This window comes from Methyloprofundus sedimenti (genome assembly GCF_002072955.1).
In the GTDB taxonomy this organism is placed as follows: Bacteria; Pseudomonadota; Gammaproteobacteria; order Methylococcales; family Methylomonadaceae; genus Methyloprofundus; species Methyloprofundus sedimenti.
Genome location: NZ_LPUF01000002.1, coordinates 59,979 through 72,175 on the forward strand (window position 1 = coordinate 59,979; position 12,197 = coordinate 72,175).

The following is a 12,197-nucleotide window of genomic DNA, read 5'->3' on the forward strand; positions in this document are numbered from 1 at the left end:
CCTACTACATCTCTCATGCTCAAGATTGCAGCAGTGCACAACACAATTGGGCACATTGCTATGTTTGCTTAACTTCGTTTATCTGTTAAGTATACGAAAAGACCTAATGCTGATAACAGCAAAGCCGTACTGATAATGATTGCTACGGGATAATATAAATTACCGGCCAAATCCAATTGACTGTATTTAATGACCATAATCAACCCCTCTAGAGATAAAGCAACGCAAACAGTTCCAATAAACCTGGGGAGCGTTTCCCGCAAGCTAGCGACTGCATCCTTCTTATCGTCTTCGATAGGGCCTGAATATTCTTTATTTATAATCAAGGCTAACTCAAAGACAGCTAACGCAATAATGCCAGTATTTATACTACTTAAAAAAACCTCAGTGATATTTGATTTATTGAGTATACCTTCCACAATGTGTAAAAGTAACGACAAGACAATAACTACAGCCAATCCAAAAAAGATCAGTGTGAGTACTTTTGCAAAAACTTTTCTTATTAATGAAGCACTTGAATTATTCATTATATCCTCTAAAAAAACGTAAAATATTTGTATGACTTAATGTTCATAACGCCCCAAATAACCGGACGCGATAAGTTGCGCTTCACAGGATTCCAATGAATATAAATTTACGTGATTGTTAAAATCAGTCTGACCAACAATCAAATGCGCCCAAAATCGACGTTACCATAATTTACGTTCCCGTCGTTTATCACGACTTTTTGAAACACGCCCGCCTTTATCAATGGCACGTGAAAAATGCCCTGTAAGCAGGTTCTCCAGCGTGTAGGAAAATCAGCATCAGCAGAGGGTAACGTTCAAATACAATGAAAATTATCCGGCATGATAATCACTGCATTAATACGAAAAGGTCATCTGTCTTTAACCTAGCTAAAAGAGGCTCTAAGCGAGTCAATCTCCATTTAATAAACAAATAATTACTCTGACGTTCGGCAAGGTTTACAACGCGAACGATGCGCTTCTTATCGTCAGCACATCCTATGTAGCCCATCTTATCGCGTTACGAATCCATATCACAAAGTTGACTAATATTATCCTTAATTCTGAGTGCATTTGATTGTAGATCGTACCGTTCTATAGCGTTTAATGTCGGATGTAAGTGACGTATTATACCTTTGCGGCCAACCACTACCGGAATACTAAAACAATTATCCATAACTCCCTGCCATTCATCAAAATAGGTACATAGCGGCATAGTGCGATGTTCATCATATGCAACAGTTCTAATCACTTCACAAGCGGCATTAGCAATAGCAAAGTTTGTATAGCCTTTATGGTGATAGACGGTAAACCCTGCCTCTTTAACTTTATTAAATAGCTCGCGGTGCAATAAATTGTCATTAATAGATTCACTGCCAACAACTGCTTGGCTGAAAACAGGAAACTGATTAGAGCCATGCTCGCCTAATACATACGCCCGTAGATCATCAGGGTGTATTTTTTCACTTTCCGAAAGCATAACTCTAAATCTGGCTGAGTCGATTAAAGTCCCCAACCCTATAACTTTTGAGGTAGGAAATCCTGATAATTTAGTTGTCAAGTAAGTCAAAGCATCAACAGGGTTAGATACCACTAACAGCACTGCATCGGGATTGTTGCTTGCTATACCAGGAATAATTTCTTTAAATAAAGCCACATTAGCTGCACCCAGTGCCATACGCGAACTCAACTTTTTTGAAGTAGGTACAGAAGCGCTAATCACCACAATATCGGAGTCTTCAACATCAACAATAGCGCCAGATGTTATTTGCATAGAATGCTGGCAAAATGCCAAACTATGCTGTAAATCCATAGCATCTCCCTCTGCCTTTTCGATATTACGATTGGCAAGCATCAACTGATCACACAGCCCCTTCATGACGATATTGAAAGCGATCGTTGCCCCTACTTTGCCCATTCCGATGATGGCTAATTTCATAGTTACCTCACTAATAAAGTTAGCTTAAAGTTTACGCTTAACGCTTCTTCACTGCTAGATTTTCGGCTTTAAGAGGCTTGGCAATTATATCAATTTGAGATGTAACTGGTATTTTCCTTGGTTTTTCTTATCGAACGTGAACGAGACAAGTTGCGCTACACAGGATGAACTGAGGAACGAAGTGCGTCTTTCGAGTTATTCGTCACACCACCCGCATTAAATTCCCCTGAATAGCCCCAGGTATTTGAATAAATACCCCATTCAACAAACTTATGAAAATTTGAATAACGCCAATCGAAAACTTGCCGTACCCGACTGCGCTCCAATGGATTCTAATAAATATAATTTACATAATTGTTAAAATCAGCTTGATCAACAATCAAATACATCCAAAATCGGCTTTGCCATAGTCCACGTTCGCGTCGTTTATTTCATCTTTTTGAAACACGCTCGCCTTTATCAATAGCACACGAGAAATGTCCTTTAAGCAGGTTCCAGCGTATAGAAAAATCGCATCATAAGGGTAAGGTTCAAATACAATGCAAATGATCCCGCATTATAACCACCGCATTAATACGAAAAGGTCTTCTGTCTTTAACATAGCTAAAAGAGTCTAAACGAGTCAATTTTTTCAAACAACAAATGATTATGCTGACATTCGGCAAGGTTTACAACGAAATGATGCGCTTCGTTCGAGTTTATCGTTTTTTATAGTTAAGAGACAGGCATTCGATATTACCCATAATAAGTTATTCACCCGATCTATATATCTTACACGCTGCCATCGACTATCCGTCAATAAAAATGCCTAAGCCCAAAACGCTAGAAAATATAATCTGTATTTATATCCAGATAAACGAATATAAATCATATTAGCTACATATTTAAATAGCCGCTCTTAGCCATTTTAAGCCTGATAATTAATCATTTTCTATCAGCAAAAATTAATTATTGATGTAAGGTTGACGCGTTAATGACGACTTATCTTTGCTTTCCACAGGAAGACGAGGATTTATAACCCGATTAATCATCACACAGAGAGTAAAAAGTGAAAAAAACAGGCATATTCACAGCAATAATGGTCATCATCGGCGTAGCCTGGCTTTTCTTGCCTCTATCAGAGAATGATACATCTCCTAAAACCGATCTCGAAAAACTGGTCTTAACCGGCTCCAGCACCGTTGCTCCTCTAGCGGCTGAAATTGGTAAACGCTTTGAATCCTTACATCCTGATGTACGGATTGATGTGCAAACCGGAGGTTCATCGCGCGGTGTTAATGATGCGCGTTCCGGGCTTGCCAATATTGGTATGGCATCACGCGCACTCAAGGAGAATGAAACAGATTTGCTGAACTTTACCCTGGCTTTAGACGGTATCAGTCTGATTATTCATCAGACTAATCCAGTCAGATCGCTGAGTAAACAACAAATTATCGACATTTACACCGGTAAAATTGCTAACTGGCAGGAAGTCGGTGGTAACGATGCGCCGATTACCGTAGTCAACAAAGCTGAAGGTCGTTCGACGCTGGAATTGTTTTTGCATTATTTTGCTTTAAATAACACGCAAGTGAAACCGCATGTGGTGATTGGCGATAATCAACAAGGTATTAAAAGCGTTGCCGGAAATCCTGATGCGATTGGCTACGTCTCGGTCGGTTCAGCGGAATATGAAGCAATGCATAATGTCCCGATTAAACTGCTGCCGCTTGATGGTATCGTCGCTTCCGTTGAAAATGTGCGTAACCGTCGCTTTCCTTTATCGAGACCTTTAAACCTCATTACACGCGCAGTACCTACGGGCATAGCAAAAGAGTTTATTGAATTTGCCAGCTCGGCACAAGTAAACGATCTTATCGAGGCACAATACTTTGTTCCTGTCGCGCACTGATCAACAGCTTGCCTTGATACTACGGCTTTGTGCCCTGATTTCGGCGGCCATCGTTCTGTTGATTGTCGTCTTTTTGCTGCATGAATCCTGGCCGGTTTTAAGGCATGTCTCAATAACAAGATTTATCAGCGATACATCGTGGCATCCAGCACAGGACTTATATAATATAACGCCTATGCTTTCAGCAACCTTGCTATTACATATCCCACTTAAATAGCGAACTTCATTGAGTGATTAACAAAGCTTTGAGCATTATCTGTACTGATGCATTTCAACCCTTCGGCATAAGCTTGATATAACGCTTCAACGGTTCGTGGTCTTTGTTTGCGTAAGTACTGTTTAATTTTATTCCATGCTAATTCAATCGGGTTAAGGTCAGGTGAGTAAGGCGGTAGGTAAATAAGCTTTGCTCCTGTCTTTTGAATAAGATCCTTAATTTCATCTACTTTATGAACTGAGGCATTATCCATCACAACATAGTCACCTTCAGCGAGTAAGGGGCAAAGAAAATGCTTCAAAAAGTAGAGGAATACAAGTCCTGTCATGGTTCCTTCAAAATTTAAGGCGGTTTTCATACCGGCTGATGTCATTGCCCCGACCATACTTACACGCTGCCCTTTAGCAACCGGCGCTTCATCATAAACACGCTGATCTGACGGTGCTCGCCCATAAAGAGGTGAGAGATTCAGTCCTGCGCCCATTTCATCAAGAAAAATGAGCTTATCGAGCGATATATCGGCGATTTCAGTGCAATAGTCTATTTTTAGCTTTTTAGTTCGGTCACAATATTTAGCTGGATCGTACGGACTTTTTTTTATATCGAATATTCATACGCTTAAGAGCTCTATCCATTGAACTTTTCCCCATGCTAATACCAAAGTGTTCAGCATATCGGTCACAAAGATCATTTAGTGTCAAATCAGGCTTTTTTATTAGCCATTCTTTTATCTCAAGAGCACCCGCTTCATCTACTTTTGGTGCAACATGCCCGCCTACTTTTTTGGCTGCAATCATGCCAGTTTCCTGGTAATGTTGCCATAAGGTATAAACAAAAGAATAAGAAACAGCGAAACGTTTAGCTATATCAGGTTTACTTTGTTTGTCTATCTCAATAGCATTGAGCACTTTTTTTCGAATATCGACTGAGTAAGGGGCTGGCACAAAAATATGATTGATAACGGAGAACTGGGAAAGCTATAGTACATTAAAATTCAGTTCATTAATACGGGAAATGTAATATCCACGCTGGGTGCCTTGTTGCTAGCCACACCACTTGGCATTGCCTCTGCTTTATTCAGTCGCTATTATGCGCCACCAGCCGTCGCCACAGGGTACCGACGTTTAATTGAATTACTGGCAGGTATTCCTTCTGTCGTTTACGGGCTTTGGGGATTAACCACATTGGCGCCTTTAATCGCGCAACTGCATCCCCCCGGCGTGAGTTTATTGACGGCACTGTTAATACTGGCGCTGATGATTTTGCCCACTATTGCCTTAAGCGTTGATGCAGCGCTCCTTGCTGTTCCCATTGCGTATCATCAAGGCGCGGCAGCACTCGGTTTATCTCGCTGGGCGATGATCAAAGGCGTTATTTTGCCCGCTGCGCATTCAAACATTACGTCGGGCATTATGTTAGCCGCCGGACGGGCGATCGGTGAAACCATGGCCGTCTTAATGGTAGCGGGTAATGTGGTCCAACTGCCGCACAGTCTATTTGATTCGGTGCGTACACTTACTGCTAATATTGCCCTGGAAATGTCTTATGCGATGGGCGATCATCGTGCCGCTTTATTTGTCTCAGGCTTGGCTTTAATGCTGATGGTTTTACTTTTAGTCAGCAGTGCTGAACTATTGAAAAGGCGCTCAGTATATGTCTAAAGATAGCGTAGCAACTTTGTTAATATGGCTATCCGCGTTGCTGGTAACAGCGGTATTTTTATGCTTACTGATAGATATTATGCGTCAGGGCCTGGCAGGCCTTTCGTGGTCATATCTTATCGAAGCACCTCAAAACACAGGACGTTCCGGCGGAATCGGCTCGATCATCGTGTCAACGGGGTTGATTTTACTGGTTGCTATGGCAACCTCCGCCCCCTTAGGTTTAGGCACTGCGATTCTGCTTACTGAATTCATGCCACAAAAAAGCGTTTTTGCTGCTTTTGTTGAACGCAGTTTAGAGGTGCTGGCAGGCATTCCCTCTATCGTTTTTGGCTTATTCGGTAATGCATTCTTTTGCATTTATTTAGGCCTAGGGTTTTCCATTTTATCGGGTGGCTTAACACTGGCCTGTATGGTGTTACCGATTTTAATTAGTACAGCTACTCAAGGTTTACGCGCGCTACCTAATGATTATCGACTATCGACCACGGCTTTGGGCATGACGCGCAGCGCTGCCTTATTACATTTACTCTTGCCAGCAGCCACCCCTGCCCTTGTTGCTGGCTTAATGTTAGGTATAGGCAGAGCGGGGGCAGAAACGGCCGCGCTGATCTTTACCAGTGGCTATGTCGATCGCATGCCCGATTCATTAATGGATTCGGGGCGGGCATTATCGATACATATTTACGATCTGTCCATGAATGTCGCCGGCGGTGATGCTAACGCTAATGCAGCGGCATTAGTGTTAATCACGCTTTTATTTATAATCAACAGTGTTTCTACTAGCTTGGCTAATCACTGGATGCACAGGAAAATTATCCGCTTATGAAGCCCATATTTATAGAAACAGAATCAGTAATGCCGCTAGACCCGGCCAAACACAAAACTGTGCAGGACAGCTATACTTTAGGACCTATACAAACCGGACCTTCTTGCTGTGTACCGAAAACTTTATTTAGTATTAACAATTTATCACTCAACTACGGCTCTAAACCTGCCTTAAAAAATGTTACTCTGGATATTTACGCAGGTTGTATTACCGCGCTTATCGGGCCATCAGGTTGCGGAAAAACCAGTTTTCTATCGACCTTAAATCGCTTAACCGATATGATTCCTGACTGTCAGGTCACAGGGGATATTCGTTTTAATGACTCCGATTTACGTGATCCACGCTTAGATGTATTAAATTTACGTCGCGATATCGGTATGATTTTTCAAAAACCCGTGCCCTTCCCTTTATCTATCCGGCGTAATATTGAGCTGCCCCTGCGTGAACACGGAACCAATAAAAGCGGTGAATTAAACGCGATTGTGCAACAGGTTTTGCAAGATGTCGGTTTATGGGATGAAGTAAAAGACCGCCTGGATTCATCCGCACTCGCTTTATCCGGCGGCCAGCAACAGCGTTTATGTATTGCCAGAGCCCTGGCTTTACAGCCAAAAGTGTTATTAATGGATGAGCCCTGTAGTGCCTTAGACCCGCTGTCTTCAGCCGTGGTAGAAGATTTAATTAAACGTTTACAGGGGCGTTATACCATCATCATCGTGACCCATAATCTGGCTCAGGCTAAACGGATTGCTAATTACGCGGGATTTTTCTGGGTCAGCGAGCGTGCCGGCTGTTTAATCGAGTTCGGACAGTGTCAGCAAATCTTTGAATCCCCAGCACACGAATTAACGGCGGCTTATGTGAATGGGAGTCGCGGCTAGTCCTTATCAGATTCAGCTTGGATTTCACATTGCAGATATACAGTGACTATTATGATACATTTCGGATAATACAAATTTAAGTGATTCCAGCGTTTTTTATAGACGGCCGGGGGTTAATTTATTTAAATAGGGATTTAAAAAGCTTAATGATTAGACTCTATAATGTTGTCATGATAAACAGGAAATAAAATACTACTCTACTCTCAGCAAACCGACTTACTACTCACTCAAATACTCTTTTATCCGTCTAATTTCATGCTCTAATCGACTACTGAGCAATGTAACGTCTTTTAATGAACTGACGGATAGAAATTGTACAGTTACATTTTCTGATGTAATATTTTTTTTGGCTAGTATAGAAGCTCTAAGTACATGGTAGTCGTTAGTGATAATGACTAGCTTTATACTATTGGATATTAGAGGCTGAAGCAGCGTGTTAATTCCTTGTATATCATCAATCGTATTATAACTATCGACATAACCTAAAATCGCCCCCTCAAAATTGCTCTTTTTACTTTCAATATATTTTTTTAGGTACTTGTAATGCTGTTGATCTGTAATATTAAAATGATCACCAAACCCACCACATAGAATCAATTGTGTCTGTTTATTGCTGGTAAGCATTTCAACTGCCAAGTCACATCGCTGAATCGCATCACTATCTATATTACCCGCATCATCATTTCCTGCACCTAAAATAGCGCAGATAGTTAAGTGATTATCCATGAACTATATCTTTAACATATTGAAGCGATTTTTCTAGCAACGCCACAGAGGAAGGCTGTTTCATCTCTATGGAAACCCAATTTTTGTAATTAATAGCACGAAGCGCATCAATTCCTTCTTTTTGATTCACCTCTCCGTTAATTATAGGTTCTAACATAGGCTCGCTAATGTGATAATGAACAAACTCTTCTACCGTTTTTATCAACTCTGCAATGTCACCACCACACATATGCAGTCCAGCAGAATCAACATGAAGCTTAAATCCTTCATGATTAACTTTTTCAACTAATTCTTTAGCATCCAATACATTAGTTACAAAATCACAACCATACTCTACCGGGTTATGCTCCAAACCAATGCAGCAATCATGCTGCAAACATATTTCACCCGCTTTATAAAAAAATTCGGCAGCAATATCCGCTGCTTCACTGCAGGAAGTTTGTCCCCGTTTTCTATTTTTTGGTGCACCAAAAACTAAAACCTTACTACCGAAACCATCGGCTAAATCAGCGACCAATTTTATATGCTCTAAAAAAGCGATATGTGAAGATTTATCAAAAAGCTGCAATTCAGGTTTACCAAAAAGGATAGCCTGCATTGCAGGAAGCTCAAATCCTTTTGCCATCATAACCTTTCGATACTTGCTAGCTGCTTTATGTGATGCACCGCTCCAATTAGCCCAGAGCTTAGTAGGAGCAACCTCTATACCTGTAATGCCATTAGCTGTTAAAAGCCCTAAAATATAAGGATCATCGTGTTGTTCCCATGCAATATTTGAAATAGCAAGTTTCATTATGTGTCCTGTTGAGTGTTATATTCTTCAATAAACTCTGCAAGCTGTTGCAGCATTTCAGTTTTAGTGTAGACATAATTGTCTGTATTTCCCCATAGGTGTGCATATTTTGAATATAAATTATAGTGACCCTCTGGAACAGCTTCTTGTCCGAGAACCTTAGATGGAAAAAAATTCGTGACTATATCATTAGTCGGTACAGGTTCTGTAAAGAGGTTGATCACCTTAATATTATTCTTAACGGCTTTTTTAATATCCTGCCAAAGATATTTTAAATAATAAAATTGAAAAGATGATTTAACGTTAATCATTTCCAGGCAATTATCATTAAGCAGGTCAAAGATAACATTCTTCTTTAAGCCATTACCAAACAAGCCAGGCAATCTAACAATAATGCAATTGCTAAAATGGTTATCACAAAAGGCTTCAAACTTTAATCGATGAGTTCCATAAGCATGGTTTTTTATACTAGTACAATCAAAATCTTCGTCTTTACTCTGTGTTACGGGGTACACGTCAATTGTTGAAATAAGAATAATCTGCTTAGCCTTGACACTCGCAAGTACTTCCTCAAGTGCTTTAATATTAGCGAGATCAGTTTCTGGCTCCTTATTAGCCATCCATTTTACGGCTGATACGCCAGCGCAGACGACAAGATCAAACTCTTGACCACACATTTTTTTATAATTTTTTGAGTTATAAAAATCTGTAAATTCATATTGTTGTTTTAAATTACTGCCAACAAAACCAGTATGCCCTATTAATGCAGTTCTCATATTTGTCTTTACCCAGCCTTTGCTAACACTAAAACACCAATAATTATTATTCCCATACCACGCAGTCTCATGGGAGTTAACTCTTCGCCTAACCAAAGCCATGCCATTGAACTAACAAGTACATAACCTAACGCTAAAAAAGGGTATGCAAAGCTAATATCTACCTTACTTAATGCCCACAGCCAAACAACTAAAGCACTTACATGTAAAAACATACCTCCCAACACCCACGGGTTTGTTCCTACAGTCCATATTAAACCAATAATTCCATCAGGCTTTTCAGCGATTAAAGCATGAGTCATCATGCCTTTTTTTAGAACCACATGAGCAGTTGAGGACATTAAAAGACTTAACAAAATTATTAATATATTAGTCAACATAATTACTTATTCATCGAGGAAATTAATTTGTTTATAGTAATATTTACTACATACCCGACCAATATAAAACCATAAATAATATATGGTATATACCATAAAACATAGTTCATATGCACATGAACAAAAGAATGTCCTTTAGCTAATACATACCAAGAGATAGGTGCTAATATTGAAACCCATGTAGTAATTAAAAGAGCTTTAAACTTTAGTTTATCGAACTGTAATGAATCACATTTTATTAAACATATAATCCCTATTAAACTTGCTACGGCAATAACTGAGATTAAAAATAAAAATGAAAAATGTCCATATAAAGACGAACCTTTTAAATACGTCAGTAAAACAGTTATAACATCAGATTTTGCGGAGGCCAAATCTATTGAATTTGTATCTAAGCTACTAGGATCAGTAAAAGTTCTAATAGTAACTCGCTGATAAATCAATTCAAAAGCTTTCGTTATATCCTTAGTTCCTAAAAACAATTGCCATAAATGTATGCAAAAAGCCGAAATAAAACCACATAAACCTGCCACACCTATAATTAGTGTTCTCTGAATATATCTCATCCATGACCATTTCATTATTAATGCGTAATACACTATAGGTACAATCATTGATAATAATATAGTGCTAATATATTCATACCCACTTAAGCTCTTTAAAAAAACTGCTGTAAATACCATTATTACCGTCAGGTCCCAAGAAAAAGTGTTATTTATTTTTTCCTTATAATGCACCCACAAAACAATTAACATTGGAAAAAACCAAAAACCGGCAACCCAATAAAGATTTCTAGCAAATAAAATAAGCCAGTCTGAACAAGCAATTCCTGCTAAAGCTATCGCAACAGGTAGCAAACCAAACTCAATGGAAAATACATATAGGATACTAGATAATATAATTACTAAAAATAATGATGTAGCTGCATGAAATATTTTCAAGTGATACTCGACAGGAATATCGAATATACTCAATATCTTATCAGATACACTAAATAATACACCTTGAAAACCAAATTGTGAGTTATATTTATTGTATGAAAAAGGTATATTTGAATTTAAAAAAGCTTTTTTACCACCGCCGAAAAAATCCGGATCACCGTACTTTAAATTATCTACAGAAGCATAACCTAATTGACCATTATTACTAAAAACCCCATTTATTTTTGATTCTACTAACCGACCTATCACTAAAGATTCAGAATCATATTGAAAGGAAGAGAAATGCCCCGCAGGAACCGATTTTAAAAAATTGAATTGAAAACTAATAAAAAGTATCACTATACTAATTAAAAAAAATATTTTATTTCTCATCATACTTCCCTATAACCACCTTCACCAACCGCACAATAACCTGTAAATTCCCTCGAATTGGGCTAATCTTCGTAGGCACTTTACCCGTAGCAGGGTATTTTCTAGTGACAGGAATCTCAATACACTTAAATCCCTGCTTTGCGGCCTTAACCGCCAAATAATAATGCAGCTCATAGCCATCAAATACACCTCTGAAAATCGAAATTTTAGGGTCTGATAAAAGTTTAGCACTATAAGCCCTAAATCCATTAGTCGTGTCCGTATATTTAAACCCTGATGCCAGGCACATAAGAGGTACGTGTAGAACCTTTAACCCAATCAATCGTGAAAGCGGGGTGTTCTCATGATGCCCTCCTGGAATAAATCGTGATCCTTGAATATGATCATACCCTTTATCTAACTTACTCATAAAACCAGGAATATCTTCAAAGCTATCTTTCCCATTACCATCGATAACTACAACACCTTCATATCCACGTTTTAATGCCCATGCATAAGCCATACGCATTTGAGTGCCTAATTTTCCAGCACTTTTTTTAACTAATAGTGTATTAACATTAAAACTTTTTAATTTCTCATGATCCATTGAACCATCATTGCTACCACCATCAGCCACGATAATATCAATCTCATCAGCAAGATATTTCATATTATTTAATTGTTTGTGAAACTTTTCACCTTCATTAATAACAAAGATACACACGCAGTATTTGTGTTGTTTAGGTGAAAATTCTTGTTTTTCAAAGGCTGGCAAATCCCACTTTTCTTGTTCATACTTCATTTATT

General features: G+C 38.9%; 14 protein-coding genes. 4 read left to right on the plus strand and 10 right to left on the minus strand.

The window, feature by feature from the left end; translation table 11 throughout:
* Positions 1–68: 68 nt before the first annotated feature.
* Both AU255_RS13150 and AU255_RS13155 read right to left on the minus strand, forming a co-directional pair.
* Positions 69–527: a hypothetical protein gene (locus tag AU255_RS13150; protein WP_080523409.1), complete on the minus strand. Its 459-nt coding sequence runs from the start codon at positions 525–527 to the stop codon at positions 69–71.
* 499 nt (positions 528–1,026) lie between these two features.
* Positions 1,027–1,944 (minus strand): malate dehydrogenase, encoded by a 918-nt coding sequence (locus AU255_RS13155; RefSeq protein WP_080523410.1) that lies wholly within the window; start codon positions 1,942–1,944, stop codon positions 1,027–1,029.
* Between the two features lie 1,048 nt (positions 1,945–2,992).
* Here AU255_RS13155 and AU255_RS13165 point away from each other — a divergent pair.
* A complete protein-coding gene (locus tag AU255_RS13165; RefSeq protein ID WP_233144670.1) occupies positions 2,993–3,835 on the plus strand; it encodes a phosphate ABC transporter substrate-binding protein in 843 nt (280 codons plus the stop codon).
* 209 nt (positions 3,836–4,044) lie between these two features.
* Here the strand turns inward: AU255_RS13165 and AU255_RS13170 are convergent, their stop codons facing one another.
* Together AU255_RS13170 and AU255_RS13175 are read right to left on the minus strand one after the other, a co-directional pair.
* Complete coding sequence (locus tag AU255_RS13170; protein ID WP_332889063.1) at positions 4,045–4,662, minus strand: IS630 family transposase; 618 nt, start codon at positions 4,660–4,662, stop codon at positions 4,045–4,047.
* On the minus strand, positions 4,625–4,996 hold the full coding sequence (locus AU255_RS13175) for a helix-turn-helix domain-containing protein (RefSeq protein WP_158083035.1): 372 nt from the start codon (positions 4,994–4,996) through the stop codon (positions 4,625–4,627). Before AU255_RS13175 ends, AU255_RS13170 begins: the two co-directional genes overlap by 38 nt.
* A gap of 75 nt (positions 4,997–5,071) precedes the next feature.
* Between AU255_RS13175 and pstC the strand changes: the two genes are divergently transcribed.
* From pstC to AU255_RS13190, 3 genes are read left to right on the plus strand one after another with little or no spacing between them, the layout of a single operon-like run.
* Positions 5,072–5,713, plus strand: coding sequence for a phosphate ABC transporter permease subunit PstC (pstC, locus tag AU255_RS13180; RefSeq protein ID WP_269844814.1), 642 nt, complete (start codon positions 5,072–5,074; stop codon positions 5,711–5,713).
* Positions 5,706–6,542: a phosphate ABC transporter permease PstA gene (gene pstA, locus AU255_RS13185; RefSeq protein ID WP_080523414.1), complete on the plus strand. Its 837-nt coding sequence runs from the start codon at positions 5,706–5,708 to the stop codon at positions 6,540–6,542. The genes pstC and pstA overlap by 8 nt, the downstream gene beginning before the upstream one ends.
* Entirely contained in the window at positions 6,539–7,423 is an 885-nt protein-coding gene (locus AU255_RS13190) for a phosphate ABC transporter ATP-binding protein (RefSeq protein ID WP_080523415.1), read from the plus strand. The genes pstA and AU255_RS13190 overlap by 4 nt, the downstream gene beginning before the upstream one ends.
* Before the next feature lie 219 nt (positions 7,424–7,642).
* Here AU255_RS13190 and AU255_RS13195 read toward each other — a convergent pair whose 3' ends face one another.
* The 6 genes from AU255_RS13195 to AU255_RS13220 are packed head-to-tail and all read right to left on the minus strand — an operon-like array spanning position 7,643 to position 12,192.
* Positions 7,643–8,149 carry an ElyC/SanA/YdcF family protein gene (locus AU255_RS13195; protein WP_080523416.1) on the minus strand — a complete coding sequence of 169 codons (507 nt, stop codon included), beginning with the start codon at positions 8,147–8,149 and terminating at the stop codon, positions 7,643–7,645.
* Positions 8,142–8,942 carry a sugar phosphate isomerase/epimerase family protein gene (locus AU255_RS13200; protein WP_080523417.1) on the minus strand — a complete coding sequence of 267 codons (801 nt, stop codon included), beginning with the start codon at positions 8,940–8,942 and terminating at the stop codon, positions 8,142–8,144. Before AU255_RS13200 ends, AU255_RS13195 begins: the two co-directional genes overlap by 8 nt.
* Positions 8,942–9,718: an NAD-dependent epimerase/dehydratase family protein gene (locus tag AU255_RS13205; protein WP_080523418.1), complete on the minus strand. Its 777-nt coding sequence runs from the start codon at positions 9,716–9,718 to the stop codon at positions 8,942–8,944. The genes AU255_RS13200 and AU255_RS13205 overlap by 1 nt, the downstream gene beginning before the upstream one ends.
* An 8-nt stretch (positions 9,719–9,726) precedes the next feature.
* Positions 9,727–10,095 (minus strand): EamA family transporter, encoded by a 369-nt coding sequence (locus AU255_RS13210; RefSeq protein ID WP_233144672.1) that lies wholly within the window; start codon positions 10,093–10,095, stop codon positions 9,727–9,729.
* Between the two features lie 5 nt (positions 10,096–10,100).
* A complete protein-coding gene (locus AU255_RS13215) occupies positions 10,101–11,411 on the minus strand; it encodes a hypothetical protein (RefSeq protein ID WP_080523420.1) in 1,311 nt (436 codons plus the stop codon).
* A complete protein-coding gene (locus AU255_RS13220) occupies positions 11,401–12,192 on the minus strand; it encodes a glycosyltransferase family 2 protein (protein ID WP_080523421.1) in 792 nt (263 codons plus the stop codon). The genes AU255_RS13215 and AU255_RS13220 overlap by 11 nt, the downstream gene beginning before the upstream one ends.
* Positions 12,193–12,197 lie beyond the last annotated feature (5 nt).